Genomic DNA, 25,500 nt, shown 5'->3' with positions numbered 1-25,500 from the left:
ATTCTACCTCTAGCTCCAGAATTCATCTAGGTTGACATCTGATATCTCCTCCTGTACTTCCTGAAAGTAGGTGCTTGAAGTCAGGCTTTTAACTTCTTCTTCCCGTTTTTTGTGATCAATCTCGATTTGCAACTCTTCTAATTGCCGTTTGAGTTCATCTTCGCGCCGCTTGCGCTCGGTAATGTCTTGCACAATGCCTGCGTAATACAGCACATTACCGTTGTTATCTTTTACAGAACGAGCATCGATTTGAGTCCAGATAATATCGCCATCTTTGCAATAGCAGCGATATTCAAAGTCTTTGGCAAAGCCTTGTTGGTCTAGCAGTTCTCTAAATTCGGCTCGCCGCTCTAGATCAACGTATAGCGGTTTACCGATATTAGTGATTTGTTCAATCATTTCCTGGGGAGAGTCATAGCCATAAATTTTGGCCAGGGCTGGGTTGACGCTCAGGAATCGTCCTTGGGGAGAGGATTGCACTCCTCTGCGCGCCTTGGGAATATGCCTGCCATCTTGAAGCAGACGGAGCTACCCCTGGTCCAGGCTCTGCTAACAGGGGTAGCTCCGTCTGATGTCATGAAGATCTAACACAGGGTCAGGAGGTGCTTTACTAAGGAATTTGGCATTTTCTTTGATAGCAGATTTATATCTGGTATTTTTTTGAGAAGCTTCCAACATAATTTCCCAGGTATGCCCAAAGTTGTTTCGGTACATTCTTATCGAGGCGGTACTGGTAAATCCAACTTTACTGCTAATTTAGCGACCACTATCGCCCTCCAGGGTAATCGCGTCGGTATTGTGGATACTGATGTGCCTTCCCCTGGTATTCATAACCTATTTGGTCTAGAGCCTGAGCACACCCACAAAACCCTAAATAATTATCTTTGGGGGGAAACTTCTATTGAAGATGCCGCCTATGATGTGGGTGAAAAGTTGGGTGTGGCTGGCGATGGCAAGCTTTACTTGGTTCCTTCTAGTGTCAGGGCCGATGATATTGCCCGCATTCTCAAGGATGGCTACGATGTCAGGCTGATGAACGATGGCTTTCGTAGCTTAGTCAAGACGCTAAAACTTGACTATCTATTCATCGATACCCACCCAGGGCTATCCAAAGAAACCTTTTTATCCATTGCCATTTCCCACGTGCTGATCTTGATCTTGCGTCCCGATAAACAGGACTATCAGGGCACGGCAGTGACTGTCGATGTGGCCCGACAGCTCAAGGTTCGTAAAATGCTCTTGGCGATCAATAAGGTTTATAGCAGCTTAAATATGGACGCCCTCAAGCAAAAAGTGGAGGAAACCTACGGTGAAACCGTAGCAGGTCTGTTTCCTCTATCTGAGGACATCGTACAGCTGGCGAGTGAAGGGGTATTTTGTGTGAACTACCCGGAGCATCCAGTCAGTCAAGAATTTCGTAAAGTCGCCCAGCAAATCGTAGGGGATTAGCCAGGATGTCAGACATCGGAGATTTGCAGTCCCTGGCCAGCTCAATCACGGCGGTCACCTCCCCGTTTCGCAATTATTTGACCGAGCTACACGAAAAGTTTCAAGCCATTAACGACGGTGCTGTAGCTGACTATATTCCTGAACTGGCGCTGGCCAAGCCGGAGTGGTTTGGGATTTGTGTGGTCACCCAAAATGGTCAGGTGTTTGAAGTGGGGGAGTGTGACCAGCTGTTTACGATTCAGTCGATTTCTAAGGCGTTTGTGTTTGGTTTAGCCCTAGAAGATCATGGTCGTGAGTATGTGAATAGCAAGGTGAGTGTAGAGCCGACAGGGGAGGCGTTTAATGCCATTGTGCTGGATGAGGCAACGAATCGCCCCTATAACCCGATGGTGAATGCAGGTGCGATCGCAACCACAGACCTGATCAAAGGCAGCAGCAGCACCGAACGACTCAAGCGCATGCTGGCCATGTTTCAGCGCTACACCGGTCGAGAACACGACATCAATGTGCCTGTCTTTTTGTCAGAAAAGGCCACTGGTTATCGTAACCGAGCCATGTCTTACCTGATGCTCAACTTTGGCATGGTGGGCGACAAAATTGACGAAACCCTGGACCTGTACTTTCAGCAGTGCTCGATCATGGTCAACGCCCGTGATTTAGCCATGATGTCCGCCACCTTGGCCAATGGTGGCGTCAACCCCATCACCCAAGAACGCGCCCTTGATGAGCGCTATGTGCAGGATGTGGTGAGCGTGATGCTTACCTGCGGCATGTACGATGCCTCCGGCGAATGGGCTTATCGAGTGGGGATGCCGGCCAAAAGTGGCGTGGGCGGCGGCATTTTAGCCGTAGTTCCTGGCAAGTTGGGTATTGGTACCTTTTCCCCACCACTTGATGCCAAGGGTAATAGCGTTCGGGGTATCAAGGTGTGTGAGACTCTGGCCACCGATTTTGGGCTACATCTATTTAATGCGGCTAAACCTGAGCGAGAGCTACAAGCCTGGATTGATGGCAACGATGTGGATAGCTGGTAGATACCCCATGAAACTACCAGCTCGCCTGCAGTCGCCCAACAATCTGCCCCTACGAGTGGTCTTGATTGTGCTGTTTGTTGGCCAAATTGTCGGAGCCGTCGGTCTAGTGGGCTATCTGTCCTTTCGCAATGGTCAAAAGGCCGTGAATGGGCTGGCTATCCAACTACGCCATGAGGTCACAGCCCGGATTGAACAAGAACTACAGAGCTATTTTGAAACCCCCCACGAGATCAATCGACTCAACGCCAGCGCCTTTGCCAGAGGCATACTGGATGTAGACGGAGCAGGCTTTGGTGAAACCCAGCTCTATCAACAGATGCGGATTGCCCCCACCATTGCCCTGGCCTACTGCGGTAGCGCCCGCAGTGGCGAATTTTTTGGAGTGTTGCGATCGCCTGAGAATGGTGCACTGCAGCTAACTTATAGTAATCCCGCCACCCAAAAACTGCGCCGATATTACAGCTTAGATGTCCGGGGAGAACGCACTAACTTTCTATGGCAGGCAGATACACCCTATGATTCTCGCCAACGTCCCTGGTATAAAGCGGCAGCCTTGGCCGAGCGGCCCCAGTGGACAGATATCTACATTGCCTTTACCACTGGGCTACCCAATATTACTGCCAGCCTCCCTGTGTATGATCGCTCCGGCAAAGATGTGCTGGGAGTATGTGCAACGGATGTGGTGCTCCCAGAGGAATTTAGAACCTTTTTACAAAGCCTACAAATCGGGCAAACCGGGCAAGCCTTTGTGATCGATCGCCAGGGGCAGCTGATTTCCAACTCAACCGATGAACCCCTGATGGTCAACGATGGGGATACTGCCACCCCCCTGCTAGCTATCAATAGCAGCGATCAGTTAGTCCGAGATACGGCCCGTTACCTCGCCCAGCGATTCAATGGGTTTACTAACGTGACCGAAGTTCAGCAGCTACAGCTACAGCTCAACGGTAAACGCCAATTTTTAGAAGTGCTGCCGTTCCAAGATGGGTTTGGTCTCGATTGGCTGATTGTGGTCGTTGTGCCCGAAGCCGATTTTATGGGCCAGATTAATGCCAACACCCGCAATACCATCCTGCTATGTGGGCTAGCGCTGCTGGTTGCCATTGCCTTAAGCGTGCTGACGGCCCGTCGAATCACCCGTTCGCTTCTACGGCTATCTCAAGCCTCCGATCGCTTGGCCCAAGGCCATCTAGACCCGCAGGTGAAGTCCAGTTTTATTGCCGAAATTGATACCCTGGCCAACTCATTTAACAAAATGACTCGGCAGCTGAAGCAGTCCTTTGAGACTATCCGCATTGCCGAGGAAAACTACCGCAGCATCTTTGAAAACGCCCTGGAGGGGATCTTTCAATCTAGCCCTGAAGGCCGTTTTATCAATGTCAACCCAGCCCTAGCCAACATCTATGGCTATGACTCTCCCCAAGAGATGATCGATAGCATTACCAACATTGGTACGCAGCTGTATGTTGATCCAGAAAAACGGGCAGACTTTCAAGCAAAAATCGACCAGCAAGACAGCATTACCGGGTTTCAATATCAGTGCTACTGCAAAAACGGCAGTATTATTTGGGCCCAAATCCACGCCCGAGCCGTTCGCACCTCCCAAGGTCAAGTGCTCTACTATGAGGGCATTGTCCAAGACATTACGGAACGCAAGCGGCGCGAAGACGAGCTAAAACGCCAGCTGGCCGAGCTAAAAATTGAAATCGATCAGCAGCAGCGGCAAGAGGAAGTCGCCACCCTAACTGCCAGCAGCTACTTTCAGGAAGTACAGCAGGAAATAGCCGAAGTCGATTTAGACGAATTTTGGAGCTGAAGAACCCAGAAAGGCCTATGGCCAAGCTCACTCAATACTCACCCTTGCAAGAGTCTATGGATATTAATTCTGGGAGTCTTAGGAGAGATTATAGAACAGGTTTATCACTGTATTTTAGAACTTACAACAAAACTAGGAGAGAGTTTTATTCTTGCGCATTATCGGTGGGTAATTGAGCGAACATTATCTTGGTTAGATAAGGCCAGACGTCTGTACCGAGACTATGAGATGTTACCTGAAAACCATGAAGGAGCGGTCTATGGGATCATGATTCGCTTAAGGCTGCGTCGGTTAACCGATAATCGACGATGGTGAGCGTCAAAGACTCCTCAGGCTGCTGAGTATTTGTTTATGAACCCACTCTTACTCAATACTCACCCCTTTAAAGGTAGTTGCCTTAGGCTTAGTTGCCACAGGTGCAGACTTAATTTGTTGCGTGCGTAGTCGATGCTTTTGAAAATATCCCTGCCATTCTTGGGGAGCGTTGAGAGTCTCACCACCATGTTGAGTAAGGCGTTTACGTACCTGACAAAGGACAGGAGTGTTAACACAGGCTCCAGAAATAATCACCTGCCCCTTAGTGAGGGCTGGTAACTCCTTAAGTAAATCGCGCCCAGCAGCTTCTACACCATACTTCAGACTTTCTTGATCCACTGGATTCACAATGCGCATAAGAAACTGGCTCATGCACTGGGAGAGCACATCAGAATCAAGCTTGCCGGGCCGTTGGGTGATTAATCCCACACCCAAGCCAAACTTACGACCTTCGCTGAGGATTGTACGGAGCACTGCTTTGCAACGAGATGGTTCCTTGGCTGGGGCAAAGCGATGGGCTTCTTCGATCAAGACGAATACAGGAAAAGGTAAATAGTTTTCATCACCTTCTTCGATTTTATCGCGGGCCGTGTTGATGCGCGCATGGTAGCTCTGACGTAGCACCGCTGCACAGATAACCTGCTGTTCTTCCTGGCTGATTTCGTTCATCTGCAAGACGGTCACCTGCCCCGGCTCAAATAAATCGCGGGGGGCCATGTGGTTCATCTGATGAAAGTAAGGAGATCGAGCTAGACGGTCCAGCTTCCACTCCAACGCAGGAGCAGACGAGCCCACCTTGTCATTGCCCTCATCATCAGCTGTGGTGTCAGCCTCGTAAACTGCTGCAATGAGATCATTTACATTCCACCGGTAGTCTCCCCGTTTATGTTTACCCAAAATGGTAAACGCTTTGTTGAGTATGGACTGTTGACGGTCACTCATCTCGGGCAGTAGGGTCAGAATATCGTAATAGTCCAGGGACGACATCCGAATCTGAATATCTTCAGGTGTGAGAATTTGGACTTTAGGGGCATAGCCATCGCTGTCATGAAAGGCTGAATGACCTCGCATTTCTGCTAGGGTACTGTATTCTCCATGGGGATCGAAGATGAGTACCGCTGCTCGATTATAGGGCTGCAAAAATTCTTCGATGAGGACACCGGCTGTGTAGCTTTTGCCTGAGCCCGTCCCCGCCAGGATAGCCATGTGGGTACTGACAATTTCTTTCACGTCCAGGGCGACGGGGACACTGCCGCCAGGACGCAGTAGTAGAGAACCAATTTGGGCAGATCCCACCTCGCCTGGCTGCTTTTTATTGACGACCTGTTGTAGGCGGCTATCTGCTGCAATATGGACTTTGGCCCCTGGATCTGGGGTTATGCGAGGGTTAATAAACCCAAGGGCCGGATGGAAGTAGCCAATGACATCCACCGTGACCTCATAAATTTCTGGGTTGGGATACGCAAACCCAATCAGTGAGGCAATGGTATCTGGGCTAATTTGTGTGTCAGCAAAAATCCGATCCGGTAGATGATCAATGAGTCGACGGTCAGAAATCTTCCCTAAAATTTCCCAGGAGCCATTACTATCGGGTGCTTCGATGGCATAAAAGACAAATTCACCGATTTTGACTCGCTTGTTATCGGCAGTAATAAAGACATATTGGTTGCCATCTTCGCCAGGGCCCTTGACTGTGCCAATTACTGGATTCTCAGTACCTGAATCGGAGTGAGCCGTTGGAGTCATAGCGGTGCGATCGCATCAGTGCTGGCTTGCAAGCCAATATCACCCACCATAGTAAACCTGTATTGCTGGAAAGAAACCTGATCTTTTAGGGATGCATGCAGTACCGTCCTGAAATGTTCTGCAAGCCATGGTAAGAAAGGGAGAACGGCCTCGAAACATAACTTCAAAAGAAGCTCGTACGACGGCACGTTCTCCATGGGGGACATGGAGAATGACGAACAGGCTATTTTTGAGTTCCCTAAGTTAAACGATAAACATCCGGCAAAATCACCATGGCATCACCAAAGGAATAGAAGCGATAGGCCTGTTTAATCGCATCTTGATAAAGATCCATCAGTCGCTGACGGCCCACTAGTGCGCTCACTAACATCAATAAGCTGGAGCCAGGCAAATGAAAATTAGTGATCAATCCATCCACCACTTGCCACTGATAGCCAGGGTAGATAAATAAATTAACCGCACCTTGGTACGCCTTGAGACTGCCTTCCTGGTTAACCACGCCTTCTAAGGTGCGAGTGGTCGTAGTGCCGACAGCAAAAACATGGTTACCTCGTGCTTTAGTTTCTTTAATCAGATCGACTGTGCTTTGGGGTAAATGAACCCATTCTGCATGCATCTTATGGTCAGTAATCGCTTCTGATTCTACCGGGCGAAAGGTGCCCAACCCTACATGCAGCGTAACTTCAGCTCGCTGCACACCTTTTTCTTCCAGCGCTTGAAATACCTCTGGGGTAAAGTGCAAACCAGCTGTAGGAGCTGCCACGGCACCGGGGTTTTGGGCATAGATTGTTTGATATTGGTCCGGCTCCGCATGGGAGTCGGTGATGTAAGGCGGTAACGGAACTTCCCCGAAAGCTTCCATAAGTTTGTCGATGGGGGTATCCGTTATGGTTTCAAACGTGAGTAATCGACCGTTGGTGTCGAGATCGCAATCCTCTACCCTGGCCGTTAGCAGAGGGTTCTCTAAATCTGGGCCAAAATAGATTGAACTCCCTGGTTTTAAGCGTCGTCCTGGTTTGACCAGTGCCAACCATTGATGGGGTGGGATACGGGGTTCTAGTAATAAAACTTCAACCTTCGCCCCACTTGGTTTGTATCCATACATTCTTGCCGGAATGACTCGCGTATTATTAATCACGAGGAGGTCTCCAGCACACAAAAACTTAGGCAAGTCTTTAAAATAGGCATGCTGGTGATCGGTGTTTGATGAGATCACCATTAAGCGAGAGTGATCTCGGGGTATAACCGGTTCCTGTGCAATCAAACTTGGCGGTAGTTCATATTGATAAGCCATCAAGGAATAATCGCTGTTTGCCTGCTGTTGATCGATCAATTCTTGACTATGGGATGGTTGACGGCTATTAGATGGAGACATAGTTTATAAAGAACAGCAGATGAAATACCGTTGATTTTTGATAAAGGCGTGTTTTCGGCCTTACTAAGCCGAGGGATTTAATGCCAGACTATTAGATGGATTTCTAGGGACCGGCTGCCTAAGTGATTCAAACGATCTAGACTGTAGCACCGCTTTATACCTATGGATTACGTTTACTATTTATCCAATGCCAGTCTTGTTCTGCGAGTTGTTGAAAGGCTACATCGCCTCACTCAGCTCCCGTTAGAGTTCTTAAGTGTTATTCATCGTATCGATGGCTGGATTATTCGGGTTAGGCTGCATGAAAGTGTCTCTCCGGATACGGCATCGAACTTTCAAGCTTTTTTAGATGAATTGGGCGGTCGTTCCAAACCCGGTTATCGCGTGCGGATGGCGTTATGGGGTTTGGAAACTGGCCAAACATCCGTAGATGTCATGCGTCGTTACCAGGTCGCTGTTGTTTCCCATGGCAAACCTGACCGCTACGAAATTGAAGAATTTCGCAAGCAGTTTGTTCAAGGTTTAGGCTATTGCCCTGAAACCCTGGCGTAATTAATTATTCATGGAGGGTGGGGGTTAAGCCCATCCTTCAATGGCATTGACCAAATAATCTTGTAGCACCAGGTATCGCGCACCGTCCGGCAGTTTTAGCTGAGCCCTGGCTGTTTGTGGTGCCTTCCCATGGCAGCTAACCAATGCCACATCTAAACGGCACGGCAACTGAGCCAGATGCGGATGGCGGGTGAGAAAGAGGCGAGCCGTGGTCCAAAGTTTTCGCTGCTTAGCGCGGGTAATGGATAATAGCCCATCCAGATCCCAGTTGCCCCGACTGCGCGTTTTCACTTCTACAAATGCCAGCATTTCGCTACTCAGCTGGCCACCTTGGGTGTTGTAGCCCTGGGCCACAAGGTCTAGTTCTCCCCAGCGACAGTGCCATCGTCGATAAAGAATTTCCCAGCCTTGCTGCATCAGCCAGGTCTCCACTAGTTGCTCGCCATACACTCCCAGATCTTGATCAGGCATAGCCGTTCTTGTTTAAGCCTTCGAGCTAGATTGCCCTGGGCTGTCAGCATAAAATCAAGTACTGCTAACTACCGATGAAAATCGCCAGAGAACTGGGTAATATGGCACAAAATCCCCTGGCTAGACAGCGCATCATGAGTCAAAAACTAAAAGCGGACCTTTATGCAGAGTATCAACAAGCGTTTGACCGATGCACAGTACGGTCAGAGTCTTTAGGGTTAGCGCAGGGGGTGACTAATCGATTGGTGGCTTTGCGATCGCACTATGATGCTGTGGAAAAATCAACCACTGTGCCCTGGTGGTTTGCTGGCATTTTGCATTACAAAGAATGGAATTTCCGCGAGCCTGCCCTCTTTGAAAAGAAAGTGGCAGAAGTTCTCATTGACAAAAAATATCACCAAGCAACTACCCGCACTGTAGCTGCCTATCTCTGGGGATTTGACCTTTGGAATGGCTTTCAAGATGGTTCAGGTAACCAGTCCACTTGGGTGTGGGGCAGCACCAATGTCCTGGCAAAGAAGACCCCTGAAATGGGGGCAGCCGGAATTTTGAAGCGCTTGCAGCAACAGGGGCTAGTGAAGGTTAATGCAACGGCTCCAGTAGCAGCTAAAGCGTCAGCGACTAAGAGTACCCAGCCTGCCCCCGCCAAAGCACCCGCAAAGCCTGCACCCGCAAAACCCGCCCCTAAGCCTGCCAAGAAAGGTAAAAAGCTGCCGGTCATGTACTTTTCCCAGCGTGACAACGCGGCCCAAGCGCATCGGACGTGTAATACCGCCAGCTGTTGGATGGGCGCACTCTACATGAAAACGGCCCTCTGGGAAGAATGTGGCGAAGACCAAAATGCAGACCTCAATTTCTACTTACCTAAAGTAGAAACCTACGGAGACACTACGGACCATGGCGCTCAGACTAGAGCACTGTCAAGCCTGGGGGTGGAGTCGGCATGGCACACTACGCTTTCGATGAATGATGTCAAAAAAGAACTTGATGCAGGTCGTCCGGTCGTTTTAGGTGTGTTGCACAAGGGGCCTGTCAGTAGCCCCCGTGGTGGTGGTCACATGATTTTGGCAGTGGGCTACGACGACAGTGGCATGTTTATCCACGACCCCTATGGAGAGATGGACTTGGTGAACGGTGGCTATCCTGGTTCGACCGATGGGTCCTATCGCCACTACAGCTATAAAAATTTAGGTGCTCGTTTTGAGGTTGAAGGCCCTGGTAGTGGTTGGGGGCGTCTATTCAAAGGGAGCCGTGCGTAATAATTATGGCTACCGTTGCAGCTCGATCACCGCTTATCCATCCAACTGACCATAAAATTCACCAACCCAGGGTAAGCTGGCCAAATCTTCAAAAGCGACCTGCCGCTCTTGCTCTAGTTCAGCGATCCGCTTTTTCTCGGCATAGCTTTGCTTTTGATAGTAGGCGCATTCATCAGGCTGAGTTTCTAAGTCAGTTTCTTCCCACAGTTTTAGAAAGTAACGATATCGCTTTTCGCATAGGGTCTTCTCCATGCAGGCTACGGATGCTCGAATAATTAGGGGGGCACGGAGAATATCACGCTGCGTCTTTTCATCGAGATAAAGCAGGTGATGGACCTGGGAAAGGGGGCCGGTGGATTCTGAGGCTAAATTGCGGAGCTGCTCCAGTAGGCGCATGGGAGATGTGTCAGGTTGCGCCTCATCGGCGGTCTGCCACTGCATCATCATGCGCCAGAGGGCACGATGATGGGAAAAACTCAGTTGCAAATCCCGTTCTTCCAGAGCCTGTTTAACCGCTTGGCGATTTTTCGGCATGTGAATGTAGACCCGTAAAAGCCACCCTTCTGCTTCTTCCAGCGCACTCTTTTTAATGGCGACTTTAAACTTTTGAGGTGCGTCGTCTGGGGAGCGTCGCTGACGGCGTACCTGGGCTAAAAAGTTTTCGGCCAGCAGGGGCACTAGTCGCGCATCACCCTGGCTAAAGATTTCGGCGCAGTGGCGAATATAGTGGGTGCGAGTATCGGCATTGGCAATGTCGGCCAGCAGTTTGACGATATCCTGGGATGCTTTTTGAAACTGGTCGGCCTGTTTCAGGTTTACATTTTGTAGGGTTTGTTGGATTTGCCAGTCGAGCCACAGCGGAGCGGCATCAACTAAGGCATTGTATTCATCAGCGACATGGGTTTTCAGGTAGTCATCGGGGTCCTTGCCGTCAGGAATGTTGAGAATTCGTAGCTGCACGTCACCTCGGTGAGCCATTTCAGTAACTTCACCAATCGCTCGCTGTGCTGCCTTAACCCCGGCAGCATCAGCATCAAAATTAAAAATGATTTGCTTTGATTCGGTGTAGCGCAGTAACTGTCTCACCTGTCCGGCATTAAGGGCAGTCCCCAAAGAGGCCACAGTATTCGTGATCCCTGCCGCGTGGAGGGCAACCACATCGAAATAGCCTTCGACAACAATGGCGCGGTCTTGCTTTGCGATCGCACCTTTTGCCTTATCCAACCCGTACAGAGTTTTACTCTTATCAAACAGCTCGGTCTCCGGTGAGTTTAAGTACTTGGGTTTTTCATCCCCAAGACAGCGCCCCCCAAAACCAATAATGCGTCCGTTGGGATCATGGATGGGGACCATGACCCGATTGCGAAAACGGTCATAGTAACCCGTACCTTTTTTATTAGGTAAAATCAGACCGGCCTGTTCCACCAGTTTGACTGAATAGTTTTTTTGTTCCACCAGATAACCATAGAGGGGTTGCCAGCCATCGGGGGCATAGCCAAAGGTGAAGTGCTTGAGAATGTCATCACTAAATTGGCGTTGCGATCGCAAATAGGCCAATGCCTCCTGCCCAGCACTCTGATATAGGGCGTGTTCGTAAAATTTAGCGGTCACTGTCAGAATTTCAAACAGCTGTTCCCGCAGGGTGACTTTGCGTTGATACTCTTGTTGTTTGGCAGGTTCTAAGGTTTTGACAGGGACCTGATACCGTCGCGCCAGGTCCAAGACGACTTCCGCAAACGATTGCTGCCCCAATTCCATCAAAAACTTGAAAGCATTTCCCCCAGCGCCACAGCTAAAACAGTAATAAAACTGTTTCGAAGGACTGACACTGAAACTAGGGGACTTATCATCATGAAACGGACAGAGGCCCGTAAAGTCTTTGCCTTGCTTTTTGAGCACCACATGTTCGGACACCACATCAACGATGTCCACTCGCTGGCGCACATCATCGATGGTATCTGGGTGTATGCGGGGAGAACCCATGGAGCTCCAGGTGGCTATGTTGGCCTAACCATCATAGGATCAATCATAGCGAGCAAGCTGTAGGGCAAACCAAGTTAGAAGTATGCAAGCTTATTCACTTAATTGAACCAAGCTCACACAATCTTTAATCAGGTCTTCAAAATATAGATATTACATAAATGAAGCCTATCCAGCTATTGAAAAAACTACGTATATATGGATATATTCGTGGTTACATATCCGAAAATTTACGAGGGTCCGTAAAGTAGGAGTACCATCCTAGACTTTAGGAGCTGTAGGCAGTACCAACTTTTTCCAATTGGGTTCTAGCTTCTTGTTGGAAATGTTGTTAAGTAATGGATTCAATATCCAGCGGACTTAGTCCTCTTGATTGTCTGTATCCATTTTTACGTAACAGCATAATAGAAACGTTAAAAATTAGTCCCTAGTGAGGTCATAACTCGTAGGGCTTATTTTGGTTTTGTGTTTTCGGTGTGATTGTCCGTTTTTAACAACATTCGAGCATAGAAGAGTTTCGATGAACATCTTGATGCTTGCTCCACATCCCTTTTACCAGGCAAGGGGTACCCCTATCGCAGTTGACCTTGTGCTGAGAGTTCTCTCAAGTCGTGGTGAAAACATTGATGTTATTACATTTGCCGAAGGCAAGGATGTGTACTACACAAATGTGAGAATCCATCGCACCCCATCATTCAGGTTCACTCGAAATATTCGTCCTGGATTTTCTGGAAAAAAGTTACTCTGCGACGTTTTTGTATTCATTAAGGCAGTTAAATTGGCTAGGACTGGGCGCTATGACCTTGTCCATGCGGGTGAAGAAGCTGTTTTTATTGCGTTATTTATAAAGAAAGTCTTTGGTATTCCGTACGTTTACGATATGGATTCCTCCCTTGTAGGTCAGCTAATTGATAAGTACCCTAGGTTACGGTTTTTCCAGACCTTGCTACGTGCATTTGAGGGGACGGCTGTGAAAAATGCAGAGGCTGTTATTCCTGTTTGTCGGGCATTGGCTACTGAGGTGCAGCGCTACAGCCCGAACAAGAAAGTTGTTGTAATTCCTGATATTTCACTGCTACATCAGTCTCGCTAGAGCTGATTTGCTTGTGTTTGCTTGTGTTTGCTTGTGTTTGCTTCTATCAAAAAAGGGGATTTACCAATGCAGTTAACTCAGTTAAGAAAGACCTATAAAATCACAGGCCCCCTGTTAATGTACGTGGGCAACCTGGAGCGATATCAGGGGATCAATTTACTTTTAGATAGCTTTAAGCTGGCTATGGCGCAGATGGATGCAGTTCATCTGGTCGTTATTGGTGGCGTATCTGAGCACATTGAGCACTATCAGCAATATGCTCGACAGTTAGGGATTGACGCTTGCGTACACTTTATTGGTAAGCGCCCCGTAGAAGATTTGGCGTACTACTTAGCTCAGGCTGATATTCTGGTTTCTCCCCGTACCCAGGGTAATAATACGCCTATGAAGTTATATTCCTACCTGGATAGCGGTAAGGCTTTATTGGCGACTAATTTACCCACCCATACTCAGGTGCTTAACCATCAGGTGGCTAGACTTGCAGCGCCTGAAGCCCAGGACTTTTCCCAAGGAATGTTGCACTTGATGCAAGATCAAGATTTGAGGGAGCAGCTGGGAGTTGAAGCTCAAGCGCTAATTGCGAAGCAACATACCTATGAGGCATTTTCCGATAAATTGACTGGGCTATATGACTGGCTGCAGACTCAATTATTAGGTGAAATTCAACCCTCTAATCTTTCCAATAGCTACTAAGAAAGCCTCTTATCAGAGGGTCTCTTCTGGTAAGAGGCTTTCTGGTAAAGAAGGTCTCTAGTTAGTGACTCAAATGGGTTGATTTGAGGCTCACAGCAGCACGGGCACAATTATGCAGAGAAACTTACAGGCATTATCCAATCAATCGTTTGATCTTTTGGTTCTCGGGGGTGGAATTCAGGGTGCCTGTGTTGCTTGGGAGGCCACATTGCGGGGTTTGTCAGTTGCTTTAATTGACAAGTCTGATTTTGGGGCAGCCACATCGGCCAACAGTCTAAAGATCATTCATGGTGGATTGCGCTATTTGCAAACTGCTGATTTTAGACGCATGCGGCAATCTATTCGAGAACGGCAGACGTTGATGCGTATTGCCCCCCATTTGGTTCATCCCTTGCCGATTTTAGTGCCTACCTATGGGCATGGTCTGAAGGGGAAAGAGGCCATGGTTGTTGCATTGAAGCTCAATGATTTAATTAGTTGCGATCGCAACCAACACTTGAGCGATCCCCAAAAGCATATCCCTCCGGGTCGGGTTCTTTCTCGGCAATGGTGTCAGCAACAAGTACCCGAGATTACAACACAGGGATTAACGGGCGCAGCCACCTTCCACGATGCCCAAGTTTATAATTCTGAACGCTTGACATTAGCTTTTATCCAATCAGCCGTTCAGCAAGGGGCCACTGTTGCGAACTATGTCAAAGCAACGGATTTTTTACAGACCGGGGATCGGATTCAAGGCATTGTTGCTCAAGATGCGTTCACCCATGAATCATTTGATGTTCGAGCCAAAGCCGTTATCAATACCAGCGGACCTTGGCTGAACCAGGTCTTAGCACGATTGCCTAAGCCTCCATCTACCCAGGCATTTGCTAAGGCTTGGAATGTGGTGCTGCGTCGACCGCTGTTGAAGACGCCCTACGCCATTGCCTTGCAAAGTTTACCTGAAGGCATGGGTACCCAAAAGACACAGCAAAAATCTCGGATGCTATTTGTAGCACCTTGGCGTGGCACATCCATGATCGGCACACTATACAGTGTATGTGACGAGTCACCCGATAGTTGGCATGTGGACGAAGCGGAAATCCAAAGCCTGCTGCGACAGATTAACCAAGCCTACCGACCTGCTCAACTGACTAGAGAGGATGTGGCCTTTGTCCATGGTGGGTTACTGCCACAAATAGGCCTTTCTAGCAGTGGTGAACCTCGGCTGGCAAAACGCTACTGTATTCGGGACCATGCCGCTGAGGGCTATGGAGGCCTGTTATCGGTGACCGGTGTTAAATACACCACCTCACGAGACGTAGCCCAAAAGGTTGTGGATTATTTATTCCGTACCTGGGAGCAGACACCCCCACCCTCACGTTCAGCCAGTACAACACTGGTAGGTGGATCCATTGAAAATATTGAAGACTTTATTCAACAGATTCTTGAACAAGACCATAGTCAGCTAAATCCCTCTGAAGTGCGGCATCTTGTCTACAACTATGGTTGTGTTTACTCGGATATCTTTAGAGGTCAAAGCGCAGACTCAACCCAAGCGATTGTCGCTCAAGTTCGTCATGCCGTACAGACAGAAATGGCTCAAACATTAAAGGATGTGATTTTCCGCCGCACTGATCTGGGATCGGCTGGTGTCCCTAGTGATGCCATGATTCGCCTTTGTGGAGAAACGATGGCTCAAGAGCTAGGTTGGAGCTATGCTCAAACCCAAGCAGAAATCGAAGGTCTAATGTCTGGAGATAAAACGTCTAGTCGAGATGTTGTCACCGTGTAGCTGTGTTCAAAACCTGATCTGTTGCTTTATTTATCTTTTATTTAACTAACCTATGCCATCTCCTATTGCCCATTCCGTCTCTGGTTATGCCATCGCCAGAGGGCTGGAGTTTCCTAAAGTTCATAGCGTTTTACCCCTGGCGTTATATGCGGTCTTTGTTGCGATCGCAGCAGATTTTGATTTTCTGCCCAAAATTGTGGCTGGGATCAATACCCATCGCGGCTTTACCCACAGTCTGATCTTTGCGCTTATATTTAGCTTGATGGTGAGCAAATTAGCCAGCAATAGAACTGCTATTAAGCACCTCAGAATCTTTGCCCTCACCCTGGTTATCTACTGTTCTCACCTGGTTCTAGATTTTTTTACCCAAGGAGGCTCAGGTATCCCGTTGCTGTGGCCTGTTAGTGATCAGATGTTTCAGTCCGCCGTCCCTTTGTTTCCAGCGGTGCACCATTCCCATGGTCTATTCAATTCCATCCACCTCTTCTTTCTGACGTTTGAGCTTACCTATACGGTTCTTTTATTGTGGGGATTATCTCAGTGGAAATCATTTAGGCAGCAACAAAAACATAAGACGTCACGCCTTGAACAGTAACTATTACATGATGCGATTGAGCTAGAACAGCCAAATCCTTCTGAGCACTGATTAATCCTATGACCTCTCTAACCAACGCTGAAGTCAATAGAGCCAACCCTCAAACTTTCCCCTCAACCAGCAGTCAGCCTATTCTGATTGACACCCATGTTCATATTTATGACTGCTTTAATATCGATACATTTCTAGACTCAGCCTGGCAAAATTTCCATAGCCAGACTGGGCATCAAGCTGGGTCTACTGGTGTGCTCTTGCTGACAGAGAGTAAATCTCACAACTGGTTTCAGGCCCTTTTGACACGTGTGGGTGAATCTTCCCATCGCTGGACCTTTCATCCGACCGCAGAAACCTTGTCTTTGCGAGCTACTGATACTCAAGGTAGAACCCTTTATCTGGTGGCGGGTCGACAAATTGTTACGGCTGAAAAGTTAGAAGTGGCGGCGTTAATTTGCGATCGCACCTTCCCCGATGGGTTATCGACCCAAGGCACTATTGAAGCCATTCAAGCGGCTGGAGGCATTGCTGTACTGCCCTGGGGAGTGGGCAAATGGGTTGGTAAACGAGGAAATTTAATTACCCATCTGCTCCAACAGAAATCCCTATCCCCCCTATTTCTGGGAGATAACAGTGGGCGACCTCAATTTTGGCTAAGGCCTCCGTATTTCTCGCAAGTAGAGCAGCAAGGACGCCCCGTTTTGCTAGGTACGGATCCGTTGCCCTTGAACTTAGAAGTTTCTCGCCCAGGTAGATATGGTCTCATGCGATTGGGAGAATTTGATGGCCACAAACCGGGGCATTATATAAAATCGAGTTTGCTCAATCCAGCGGTGAGCTGGCAACCCTACGGTAGCCTAGAGACACCCTGGCACTTTATGCGCAATCAAATTGCTCTCAGGGTGGGGGGCCTAAGGGGAGTACCCCTTAGGGGGAGAGTCCAGCCATCTCCACCCCCACCCATGGCAATTCAAAACACGCTAGCTCCTGACGGTTTTCCTGAAACTGCCGATATCGAAACATCCTCTGAGGACTATGCTTCTCGGTTTGCTGGGGCCATTGGTGAGTGGCTATTACAGGTACAAGAAGCGGCCACCTTAAAAATGTTGGCCGCTTACCCAGGGGCGAAGGTGCTAGATGTGGGCGGTGGCCACGGTCAGTTGACCAAAGTCCTGATAGAGCAAGGATATGACGTGACTGTGCTGGGGAGTGCCGAGATCTGTAAGGCCCGAATTCAGACCTATCTTGACCAGGGGCAGTGCGCCTTTCAGGTAGGTAATGTGCTGGATATGCCTTACTCAGATAATGCCTTTGATGTGGTGATTAGCTATCGCTTTTTAGCCCATGTGACCCAGTGGCAGCAGTTTCTCAGGGAGCTTACCAGAGTAGCTGGTAAGGCTGTTATTGTGGACTATCCGACGGTGCGTAGTGTAAATGCGATCGCACCCGCCCTCTTCAAATTCAAAAAAGGGTTAGAAGGCAATACCCGTCCCTTTGTTTGTTATCACGAACAAGAAATTATTGACCACTGCGAGTCTATCGGCTGGCACCCAAGTCAACGCTATGCTCAATTCTTTTGGCCGATGGTGCTTCATCGTACGTTAGGGAAGCCAAAAGTCTCTTCTTTATTAGAGCAAGCACCCCGACTGCTAGGGTTAACGCGATTATTGGGTTCACCTGTGATTGCTAAATTTCAGAAGCGTTAGATGGTTCAGATAATCTTTTGACTGATTAAACTCGCATATTCAAACCTATATGGAAAGCACTCAGTACCAACTGCCATCTGGGAGTCGAGCCCTGGTTACAGGGGCCACTGGTTTTACCGGTTCAAATTTGGTAAAAAAACTCCTACAACAGGGGGTAGAGGTTGTTGCCATTGCCCGTAAAACTTCCAACCTTAAGCCCTTTGAAGGCTTGCCAGTCACATGGTTTCAAGGCGATGTTTTTGACCCAGACTTAGTTACTGCCGCCACCCAAAATGTGAACTATACCTTTCACATGGTGACCCCCTTTCGGGAAGCAAAGTCACCAGACATTGGCTATCACAATGTCCATGTTTTGAGCACTCAGCTCCTGGCAAAAGCAGCCTTAGAACAGCCAGACTTCCGTCGCTTTGTTCATGTGTCCACCATTGGCGTCCATGGTCATGTGGATGAGCCTCCTGGTGACGAGAACTGTCCCCTAAAACCAGGAGATATTTATCAAGAAACCAAGCTAGAAGGTGAAATCTGGATTAGGGACTTTGGTCAACAATCAGGCTTGCCCATGACTGTGGTGCGTCCAGCGGGCATCTATGGACCTGGAGAGAAGCGACTACTAAAGATTTACAAGATGGTGATGCAGGGCTGGGTGCCTGCCATTGGCAACGGTAGTAATCTGTTGCACTTTGTCCATGTGGATGATTTAACTAATTTCTTTATTCACGCTGCAACTCACCCCCAGGCTATTGGTGAAGTGTTTATTTGTGGCAGTCAACAAGCTATTACCTTTCGAGATATGGTCGGCTTAATTGGCAACTACTATCGAGTCTCTGCAAGATTTCTCAGCTTACCAGCCAGCCCATTATTTGTCCTGGCCGATCTGTGTGAACTCATCTTTCGTCCGTTAGGGATAGAGCCACCAATCTATCGGCGGCGTTTAGCTTTCTACACCAAAGATCGGTCTTTTAATACCAACAAAATGCAAAAACTGTTGAATTTTGCCCCCAGTCATCAAGATAAAGATGGGTTAATCGAACTGGCTCAATGGTACCTGGATAACGGTTGGCTAACCCATAGGCATCCAAAACAAAGAGCGTAATCTAACCGCAGCTTTGATAGTGAACTATTTATCCAAAAGTTAGCCATGATATCTTCCCAACATCAAAATCAAGGTCAAAAACGAATTGACAAGACACCCTTGAGTGAACAATTAAATCAAGGGAACGGTTCTGCATTGGCAAAATATCAGGCTAAGGTTCTAGGTAACACAAAACTATTACCTTTTCTTACCTATGAGGTATTCACATTCTTCCTCAGCGATCTGCCCGGCACCTTAGGGTATTTGCTCAGGAAAAAACTCTACCCGGTGCTATTTAAAGACATTGGCAGTGGAGCAATTTTTGGGAAAGGGATCGCCCTACGCTGCCCTGGTCGAATTACCCTGGGGAAAGGTGTTGCCATTGACGACTATGGGTTACTAGATGCTAGTGGTGTGGAAGCAGGTATCACCTTAGGAGATAATGTCATTGTGTCTCGCAACTGCGTGATTCAAAGTAAAACCGCTGCCGTCACCATTGGTAACAATACAGATATTGGCTGCAACACCATTATTTCTTCTAGCGGTGGCATCTCCATTGGTGCATCTGTTTTAATTGCGGGTAATTGCTACATCGGTGGAGGACGCTACATTACCGATCGATTGGATTTGCCCATGATGCAACAAGGTGTATATACCAAAGGTGCTGTCAAGATCGGTGATGATGTGTGGTTAGGAGCAGGAGCCATTGTGCTAGATGGCGTTCAAATTGGTAAGGGCTGTATTGTCGGTGCGGGTGCTGTTGTCACTAAAAACCTGCCCGACTATACCGTGGCTACTGGTGTACCTGCTAAAGCTGTGCGTCAGCGCTCCGAGTGATGGTGTTTTTCGTTTTCATTGTTGCTACTGCTTTATCAAGATCTAGCCAAATGACTAACAAGCAAAGCATTATCAATAATCTGTCCCCATCTGGAGCCCCGAGCCACACTACTGTTGAATCTCCTGTTTTTATTTTTGGCTGTCCTCGCTCAGGAACATCCCTACTGAGCCGACTGATTGGGAGTCATCCCAGAATTGCCATCCCTTTTGAATCTCATCTTTATAATACCTTTTACCCCTGGCTCAAATATTACGGAGATCTGGGTCAGCTGAAAAATCGTGAGCGCTTGGTGGATGACATTCTTGCAACTGAGGTTATGCGAGATTGGTCACCTCGTCTTAGCCGTCAAGAGGTACTAGCAACCATATCCCAGTATAACTTTCATGGAATTGTGGACGGCATTCTACGAACGTGGACCCAGGCCCAGGGTAAACAGCGTTGGGGAGAAAAGACGCCTGCACATCTTTTTTATTGGCGTGAAATTTTGAGTGCGTTCCCCAAGATGCAAGTTTTACATATTGTGCGGGATGGTCGGGACGTAGCTCTGTCCTGGGAAAAAGCACGCTTTGGTCCCAAGCATATGTATCCACTGGCCCAAAAATGGAAGCAACATCTTGAAGTTGCTTCTGTCCTTAAAACAGAACTGGATAATGGCTCTTTTTTGGATGTGAAATACGAAGAACTCTTGCAAAAACCCGAAAGTGTTGTGCGTAGGATCTGCACTTTTCTGAATGAAGAGTTTTCTCCTGAAATGCTTTCCTTTTATAAAACAGAGACCGCTTATCCCACGGATCGTAATAATCAGAAAAATCTGTCTAAACCACCGCTAGTTAGTAACATTGGCAAATGGCGGCTTGAAATGACAGCGCGACAGCTCCATATTTTTGAAGCAGTGGCTGGGACTACCCTTGAACAGTATGGCTATACACCACAACTAAGCCAGCCGCGTGTATCAGCTCTAGAAGCCATGCGATTTCGATTTCTGGAGCATCCACCTCGAAAGATCCTGGCTATGTTGAAAAATAAGAAAGGTCATATTGATGGTCTGCGCAGGCTGCAGATTTATTGCCGTCTCAGATTAGGGTTATAGCAATATCATAGGAGATTTTTTCTAGTTAACCACGGGAGATAGGGCTTGGCTCAGATAAATACCACTTTTAATAAGCTGATTAAGGGCGCTGGGTTATCCTTCCTGGGCCAAGTTATCAGTACTGGTTTGAAGTATCTGACTCAAGTGCTGCTCGCTTGGTTAATGGGTGCAGAGGTCTTTGGACTGTATACCTTAGGTATTATTATCTATCAATTGGGAGAACTGTTTCCCAGGATGGGTCTAGAAACAGGCGCAATTCGCTACGTTTCAATTCATCACGATCAACACGATCAGAGACGACTGAAAGGTGTGTTGCTCCAGGCTCTGGGCTTTCCCTTGATCAGTGGGCTCGTTTTTGGGGCAGCTCTATTTTTGGTTGCTGAGCCTGTTGCTCAGATTGTTTTTGGACAGCCCGAGCTTGTGCCTGCCCTACAGGCTTTTGCGGTAGCGCTTCCATTTGGAGCTAGCATGACAGCTGGTGTCTTTGCCACCACTGGATTTCAGACAGCCACTTACAAGGTTTTTATTTGGGAAGTCTTACTGCCATTACTAAATTTGGTGTTGGCGATCGCCTTATTTTATATGGGCTGGGGACTTCGAGGCGCTGCTATGGCATGGACGTTAGCACTCATTGTTTCGCTGCTAGCCACTCTCAGTGTTTTGCAAAGACTTTGCCCTGTTCTTTTCAAACAACGGCCTCGTCCTATTTTTGAGAGCAAAAAGCTATTAGCTGTTTCTATCCCACTGTCATTGGGGAGTTTTCTGTGGCTGATTATGCTGTGGACGGATATTCTGATGCTGGGATATTTTCGCCCGCCCGCTGAGGTTGGTATTTATCGAGCCGCATCCCAGACAGCATTGCTAATGACGCTGTTTACCCGATCGCTAGTAACTATCTTCACCCCGATGATTGCCAACCTTTACAGCAGCGGCAAACTAGAGGAGTTGGATAAGCTTTTTTGCGTGGCTTCTCGGTGGAGTTTTTCGTTGACACTGCCTCTCTTTTTGAGCGTAGCAGTGATTGGCGAAGATATTCTAAAAGTATTTGGTCAAGAATTTGGAATTGGCTGGCTGCCCCTGATTATTCTTGCTGCTGGCCAATTGGCAAGGGCTGGTCCTGGAGGATTTTCTATGCATATTTTATCCATGTCAGGCCATCAAAATCTCAAACTCATGGGAGATATTGTATTAGCCATCACTAATATTGGCCTGAACATGTTTATGATTCCTCGATGGGGTCTGATGGGAGCAGCGGTAGCTACAGGCATCAGCATTCTGGGAGTTAACCTGTTGCGTGTCTTGCAAGTGTATTCTGTGTTAAAAATACACGGGTTTCAGTGGGGATATCTTAAGGTGATTACTGCGGGAGGTATTTCTCTATTATGCGGTATTGGCATCAACGCTGGACTTGCAGGGTGGCCCACTTTAACAAGGGTGAGCTGCACTTTAGGCATAATTGTGACCCTTTATACAGCATTGGTGCTGACGTTCGGTCTGGAAAGTAGCGATCGCACAATGCTTAACCAACTGCAACAAAAGCTAGGCTTTAGTAAATAGTTGTTAGCGTTATTTTCTTGACAAAAGTCAGTGAGTTTAGCTGCTGATATATGCCGTAAAGCTGTCTGAGTTTACGGTTAGAATCTCTGTAGTACATGTGTAAGTGTGGAGAAACCATAAACCTCTCAATTACTTGTAAAGATTACGTAAAACGTACATGTTTCTCAGTAGAGATACGCATCTCCTAGGTATTCTATAAGCAGGATGATGGTCAGTCAGTAACAGTGTCTCTGTTTTATTAAGTACTGACCTGGTGATATTTAAATCAATATTTGACCTTTTTGCTTCTGGACTAGGGCAAAAAGAGCTGTCTTTTATTGTGATTTCTGTAGCTACTCGGCTTTTCTATTTTCGTTACTCAATTAGTTTCCTGGATATTCTCAATTTATTTTTAGACTGCGGTTATATCATTCGCTAAGTTTGAGGATTTACACTATGATCTCTTCGGTTTCTGTGCATCCCAATGTCCTGTCGAACAATTTTTTGTCTGAGCAACCGGCAGTATCTGAGGAGACCCTATATCTGTCTGTAGTCATTCCCATTTATAACGAATTTGACAACCTGCCTACGCTCATTGGGCAAGTCTCAACCGTCCTAGATCAAGAAGCATATAGCTATGAAATTATTTGTATTGATGATGGGTCTAAAGACGGCTCAACTCAACGGTTAAAAGATCTTTCCCAAACCCATGGGCAACTGCGCGCCATTATCTTTCGCCGCAACTATGGACAAACGGCGGCCATGGCGGCTGGGTTTGAATATGCCCAAGGTCAAATAGTTATTACTTTAGATGGCGACCTACAAAACGATCCACAAGATATTCCTCGACTATTAGAGAAGATGAAAGAGGGATATGACCTCGTAAGTGGTTGGCGTAAACAGAGACAGGATGCCGCCTTAACACGCCTTCTCCCTTCAAAAATTGCTAATTCGTTAATTGCGAAGGTGACAGGCGTTAAGCTCCATGATTATGGTTGTTCTCTCAAAGCCTATCGAGCTGAACTAGTTTCAGATCTGAAGCTGTATGGAGAATTGCACCGTTTTTTGCCTGCATTAGCATTTATTGAAGGTGCCAGAATCACAGAAATTCCCGTACGGCATCATCCACGCCGTTTCGGGCAGAGTAAATATGGCTTAGGCAGAACATTTCGAGTCATGATGGATCTGCTCACCGTCTATTTTATGAAAACCTTCTTGACCCGTCCCATGCATGTATTTGGGGTTTTGGGGATGACATCATTGTCAGTTGGGTCTTTTCTGGCAATCTATCTCGTATTTCTTAAATTTATTCTCAACCAGGCCATTGGTGATCGTCCTCTGCTGATGTTGGCTGTGGTTTTATTTCTCTCAGGTATACAGCTATTCTGTTTTGGGCTACTGGGTGAATTGCTGATGAGAACATATCATGAGTCTCAGAATAAGCCCATTTATCGTATTCGCGATAAGGTTAGCTTCTAATTTTTTGTGGCTATTGTGTTGACTAATCAACACTTTCCCAACATTCTACTTAGGGGATTGGTTCAATTTGAGCATGATTTCGAAGAACAGCGTGTCAGACATCTCAATCATTCTGTTTAGGGGAGATATTTAGATGAAGCTTGATCAAATCAGCCCTGTTGAGAAGACCTATCAGAATACTAGGCCTAATATTCAGCAATGGTTGCCGATCACGCTATTGATGCTCCTAGCGACAGTTCTATATTTTTATCGCATTAATGCAGAGGGGCTGTGGCTGGATGAGCTCAGTAGTATCGAAGATTCTCAGCTACCGGCCATCCAATCTGGTAGAAACTTGTTAAGGCCGCTTTACTACATATTGCTGACGGGGTGGAAACAGTTTGGCAGTAGTGATGCCTGGTTGCGTAGTCTGTCGGTGGTTTTTGCGATCGCATCCATCTTTTTAATCTACCGATTAGGTTATCGGCTTCTAGGAAAAGTGGAAGGGGTGGTGGCAGCGGCTTTTTTAGCCTTTTCTCCCTTATTTATTAACCACGTCCAAGAAGTCAGAATGTATGTGCTATCTGCTTGTTTGGGGATAGCGGGCACATGGTATTTGGCTAAAGCCCTGATGGAAGAACCCACAGATAAAACAGGGGCTCCCAGCCATGTATCCCTGGCTGCCTGGTGTATATTTCGTTGGTTGGCAATTTTGGCTGTGCCACTCAATGTGGTGCTATTGTTGCCCGATGTTGTCATCTATGGTTTGCGCTTCCGCCAGCAGCGGGCTGCATTGATCCGCTTTGCAGGCTGGCTAGTCTTGATACTTGTCTTGTGGTCGCCCTTTGTTTTATCTGTTTTTCAAGCCATTGCTCCAGACTCTACCTATGCATCACACCATCCTGGGCGCAATCCTCCAGGGTTAAGCAATGTGGTACGCACCCTGAAGTTCTGGACGGTGTGGCCATTTTCAGTGCAGAGTGATGCGATCGCATCTTCGTTTTATAGGTTCTTCACCTTTCTATTAGCAGGATTGATTGGTCTAGCCCTTTTCCAAAAGCATAAGTCCCCCCAGGTTTTGTGGGCAGCTGCCTGGTTTGCCTTGCCATTGCTGCCGATTTTAGCCTTTTCTTATATATCGATCCCGATTTGGGTCAATCGCTATCTTGTTTTTGTTAGTCCTTACCTATTTCTCCTGTTAGCGGCTGGGTTGAGCCGACTATGGCGACAGTGGCGGCTTGCAGCCATAGTTGTCAGCCTGGCTTATCTAATCGCCGTAAGCGGCGGATTGGTGCGCTATTACACTGTGCAAGATCGACCTGATTATAAGTTTATTGTTGAAACCATTGAACAATATGAGCAACCTGAAGATGTGGTTGTGTGGTCTCTCTTTGCTCGAAAGCTCGTCTTGAACCATTACTACCAAGGGTCTTTAGAGATCTATTCAAATAAGAGTCGTGGCGTCAAAAGTGAGGCTGAAATCGGCCAGTGGTTGGATAATTTTCCAGATGCGCCGACTCGACTATGGCTGGTTTTAAAGGTGAAGGAGCAAGACTATCCCAACTTTGAGCAGCAAATTAAAGCACAATACAATGTAGAAGAGACTTTCGCATATGAACAAGGCTCTAAAGTATTATTACTGACCCAACGCTAG

At 47.5% G+C, this 25,500-nt stretch carries 21 protein-coding genes; 16 read left to right on the top strand and 5 right to left on the bottom strand.

Translation table 11 applies throughout. The features are described from left to right. Positions 1-9: 9 nt before the first annotated feature. Positions 10-480: a PAS domain-containing protein gene (locus DXZ20_RS09990; protein WP_348918554.1), complete on the bottom strand. Its 471-nt coding sequence runs from the start codon at positions 478-480 to the stop codon at positions 10-12. A gap of 210 nt (positions 481-690) precedes the next feature. Between DXZ20_RS09990 and DXZ20_RS09985 the strand changes: the two genes are divergently transcribed. Genes DXZ20_RS09985 through DXZ20_RS09975 form a run of 3 tightly spaced genes read left to right on the top strand, consistent with a single transcriptional unit; the run spans position 691 to position 4,299 of the window. Next, complete coding sequence (locus tag DXZ20_RS09985) at positions 691-1,449, top strand: MinD/ParA family ATP-binding protein (protein ID WP_163663707.1); 759 nt, start codon at positions 691-693, stop codon at positions 1,447-1,449. A gap of 5 nt (positions 1,450-1,454) precedes the next feature. After that, positions 1,455-2,483 carry a glutaminase A gene (gene glsA / locus DXZ20_RS09980; protein WP_163663709.1) on the top strand — a complete coding sequence of 343 codons (1,029 nt, stop codon included), beginning with the start codon at positions 1,455-1,457 and terminating at the stop codon, positions 2,481-2,483. 7 nt (positions 2,484-2,490) lie between these two features. Further along, positions 2,491-4,299 (top strand): PAS domain S-box protein, encoded by a 1,809-nt coding sequence (locus DXZ20_RS09975; RefSeq protein WP_163697909.1) that lies wholly within the window; start codon positions 2,491-2,493, stop codon positions 4,297-4,299. Between the two features lie 363 nt (positions 4,300-4,662). Here DXZ20_RS09975 and DXZ20_RS09965 read toward each other — a convergent pair whose 3' ends face one another. Both DXZ20_RS09965 and queA read right to left on the bottom strand, forming a co-directional pair. Further along, positions 4,663-6,360 carry an ATP-binding protein gene (locus tag DXZ20_RS09965; protein WP_163697906.1) on the bottom strand — a complete coding sequence of 566 codons (1,698 nt, stop codon included), beginning with the start codon at positions 6,358-6,360 and terminating at the stop codon, positions 4,663-4,665. Between the two features lie 238 nt (positions 6,361-6,598). After that, positions 6,599-7,654, bottom strand: coding sequence for a tRNA preQ1(34) S-adenosylmethionine ribosyltransferase-isomerase QueA (queA, locus tag DXZ20_RS09960; RefSeq protein ID WP_163703454.1), 1,056 nt, complete (start codon positions 7,652-7,654; stop codon positions 6,599-6,601). Between the two features lie 243 nt (positions 7,655-7,897). Here queA and DXZ20_RS09955 point away from each other — a divergent pair, with 243 nt between their 5' ends. Continuing rightward, positions 7,898-8,287, top strand: coding sequence for a hypothetical protein (locus DXZ20_RS09955; RefSeq protein ID WP_006517587.1), 390 nt, complete (start codon positions 7,898-7,900; stop codon positions 8,285-8,287). 24 nt (positions 8,288-8,311) lie between these two features. Here the strand turns inward: DXZ20_RS09955 and DXZ20_RS09950 are convergent, their stop codons facing one another. Continuing rightward, positions 8,312-8,758, bottom strand: a complete 447-nt coding sequence (locus DXZ20_RS09950; protein ID WP_163663715.1) for a YraN family protein — start codon at positions 8,756-8,758, stop codon at positions 8,312-8,314. 74 nt (positions 8,759-8,832) lie between these two features. Here DXZ20_RS09950 and DXZ20_RS09945 point away from each other — a divergent pair, with 74 nt between their 5' ends. Continuing rightward, positions 8,833-10,017 carry a C39 family peptidase gene (locus tag DXZ20_RS09945; protein ID WP_163697904.1) on the top strand — a complete coding sequence of 395 codons (1,185 nt, stop codon included), beginning with the start codon at positions 8,833-8,835 and terminating at the stop codon, positions 10,015-10,017. A 33-nt stretch (positions 10,018-10,050) separates the two neighbouring features. Here DXZ20_RS09945 and dnaG read toward each other — a convergent pair whose 3' ends face one another. Then, positions 10,051-12,000: a DNA primase gene (dnaG, locus tag DXZ20_RS09940; RefSeq protein WP_163663719.1), complete on the bottom strand. Its 1,950-nt coding sequence runs from the start codon at positions 11,998-12,000 to the stop codon at positions 10,051-10,053. 517 nt (positions 12,001-12,517) lie between these two features. Here dnaG and DXZ20_RS09935 point away from each other — a divergent pair. The 11 genes from DXZ20_RS09935 (at position 12,518) to DXZ20_RS09880 (ending at position 25,500) form a co-directional block, all read left to right on the top strand. Beyond that, complete coding sequence (locus DXZ20_RS09935; RefSeq protein ID WP_163663721.1) at positions 12,518-13,090, top strand: glycosyltransferase; 573 nt, start codon at positions 12,518-12,520, stop codon at positions 13,088-13,090. A gap of 66 nt (positions 13,091-13,156) precedes the next feature. Continuing rightward, complete coding sequence (locus DXZ20_RS09930) at positions 13,157-13,783, top strand: glycosyltransferase family 4 protein (RefSeq protein ID WP_163697902.1); 627 nt, start codon at positions 13,157-13,159, stop codon at positions 13,781-13,783. A gap of 112 nt (positions 13,784-13,895) precedes the next feature. Beyond that, positions 13,896-15,557 carry a glycerol-3-phosphate dehydrogenase/oxidase gene (locus DXZ20_RS09925; protein ID WP_163697900.1) on the top strand — a complete coding sequence of 554 codons (1,662 nt, stop codon included), beginning with the start codon at positions 13,896-13,898 and terminating at the stop codon, positions 15,555-15,557. 52 nt (positions 15,558-15,609) lie between these two features. Next, positions 15,610-16,152, top strand: a complete 543-nt coding sequence (locus DXZ20_RS09920) for a metal-dependent hydrolase (protein ID WP_163697899.1) — start codon at positions 15,610-15,612, stop codon at positions 16,150-16,152. A gap of 59 nt (positions 16,153-16,211) precedes the next feature. Continuing rightward, entirely contained in the window at positions 16,212-17,852 is a 1,641-nt protein-coding gene (locus DXZ20_RS37365; protein ID WP_250565703.1) for a class I SAM-dependent methyltransferase, read from the top strand. Positions 17,853-17,901: 49 nt separating this feature from the next. Continuing rightward, on the top strand, positions 17,902-18,945 hold the full coding sequence (locus DXZ20_RS09905) for an NAD-dependent epimerase/dehydratase family protein (protein ID WP_163697896.1): 1,044 nt from the start codon (positions 17,902-17,904) through the stop codon (positions 18,943-18,945). A 45-nt stretch (positions 18,946-18,990) separates the two neighbouring features. Further along, positions 18,991-19,761 (top strand): acyltransferase, encoded by a 771-nt coding sequence (locus DXZ20_RS09900; protein WP_163697895.1) that lies wholly within the window; start codon positions 18,991-18,993, stop codon positions 19,759-19,761. A 50-nt stretch (positions 19,762-19,811) separates the two neighbouring features. Further along, complete coding sequence (locus DXZ20_RS09895; protein WP_163697893.1) at positions 19,812-20,852, top strand: sulfotransferase family protein; 1,041 nt, start codon at positions 19,812-19,814, stop codon at positions 20,850-20,852. 45 nt (positions 20,853-20,897) lie between these two features. Beyond that, the gene (locus DXZ20_RS09890; RefSeq protein WP_163697891.1) at positions 20,898-22,409 is read left to right on the top strand and encodes an oligosaccharide flippase family protein; all 1,512 of its coding nucleotides are present in this window, start codon (positions 20,898-20,900) and stop codon (positions 22,407-22,409) included. A gap of 435 nt (positions 22,410-22,844) precedes the next feature. After that, on the top strand, positions 22,845-23,867 hold the full coding sequence (locus DXZ20_RS09885) for a glycosyltransferase family 2 protein (protein WP_163697889.1): 1,023 nt from the start codon (positions 22,845-22,847) through the stop codon (positions 23,865-23,867). Positions 23,868-24,000: 133 nt separating this feature from the next. Beyond that, positions 24,001-25,500, top strand: coding sequence for a glycosyltransferase family 39 protein (locus tag DXZ20_RS09880; protein WP_163697887.1), 1,500 nt, complete (start codon positions 24,001-24,003; stop codon positions 25,498-25,500).

Origin of the sequence: Adonisia turfae CCMR0081 (assembly GCF_011009555.1) — a bacterium.
In the GTDB taxonomy this organism is placed as follows: domain Bacteria; phylum Cyanobacteriota; class Cyanobacteriia; order Phormidesmidales; family Phormidesmidaceae; genus Leptothoe; species Leptothoe turfae.
Note: the sequence above shows the minus strand (reverse complement) of the source record. Positions and strands in the feature narration are given on the sequence as shown.

Coding starts and splice junctions, on each gene's coding strand:
- DXZ20_RS09985 (WP_163663707.1), top strand. CDS start 691: ATGCCCAAAGTTGTTTCGGTACATTCTTATCGAGGCGGTACTGGTAAA.
- glsA (WP_163663709.1), top strand. CDS start 1,455: ATGTCAGACATCGGAGATTTGCAGTCCCTGGCCAGCTCAATCACGGCG.
- DXZ20_RS09975 (WP_163697909.1), top strand. CDS start 2,491: ATGAAACTACCAGCTCGCCTGCAGTCGCCCAACAATCTGCCCCTACGA.
- DXZ20_RS09965 (WP_163697906.1), bottom strand. CDS start 6,360: ATGACTCCAACGGCTCACTCCGATTCAGGTACTGAGAATCCAGTAATT.
- queA (WP_163703454.1), bottom strand. CDS start 7,654: ATGGCTTATCAATATGAACTACCGCCAAGTTTGATTGCACAGGAACCG.
- DXZ20_RS09955 (WP_006517587.1), top strand. CDS start 7,898: ATGGATTACGTTTACTATTTATCCAATGCCAGTCTTGTTCTGCGAGTT.
- DXZ20_RS09950 (WP_163663715.1), bottom strand. CDS start 8,758: ATGCCTGATCAAGATCTGGGAGTGTATGGCGAGCAACTAGTGGAGACC.
- DXZ20_RS09945 (WP_163697904.1), top strand. CDS start 8,833: ATGAAAATCGCCAGAGAACTGGGTAATATGGCACAAAATCCCCTGGCT.
- dnaG (WP_163663719.1), bottom strand. CDS start 12,000: ATGGGTTCTCCCCGCATACACCCAGATACCATCGATGATGTGCGCCAG.
- DXZ20_RS09935 (WP_163663721.1), top strand. CDS start 12,518: ATGAACATCTTGATGCTTGCTCCACATCCCTTTTACCAGGCAAGGGGT.
- DXZ20_RS09930 (WP_163697902.1), top strand. CDS start 13,157: ATGCAGTTAACTCAGTTAAGAAAGACCTATAAAATCACAGGCCCCCTG.
- DXZ20_RS09925 (WP_163697900.1), top strand. CDS start 13,896: ATGCAGAGAAACTTACAGGCATTATCCAATCAATCGTTTGATCTTTTG.
- DXZ20_RS09920 (WP_163697899.1), top strand. CDS start 15,610: ATGCCATCTCCTATTGCCCATTCCGTCTCTGGTTATGCCATCGCCAGA.
- DXZ20_RS37365 (WP_250565703.1), top strand. CDS start 16,212: ATGACCTCTCTAACCAACGCTGAAGTCAATAGAGCCAACCCTCAAACT.
- DXZ20_RS09905 (WP_163697896.1), top strand. CDS start 17,902: ATGGAAAGCACTCAGTACCAACTGCCATCTGGGAGTCGAGCCCTGGTT.
- DXZ20_RS09900 (WP_163697895.1), top strand. CDS start 18,991: ATGATATCTTCCCAACATCAAAATCAAGGTCAAAAACGAATTGACAAG.
- DXZ20_RS09895 (WP_163697893.1), top strand. CDS start 19,812: ATGACTAACAAGCAAAGCATTATCAATAATCTGTCCCCATCTGGAGCC.
- DXZ20_RS09885 (WP_163697889.1), top strand. CDS start 22,845: ATGATCTCTTCGGTTTCTGTGCATCCCAATGTCCTGTCGAACAATTTT.
- DXZ20_RS09880 (WP_163697887.1), top strand. CDS start 24,001: ATGAAGCTTGATCAAATCAGCCCTGTTGAGAAGACCTATCAGAATACT.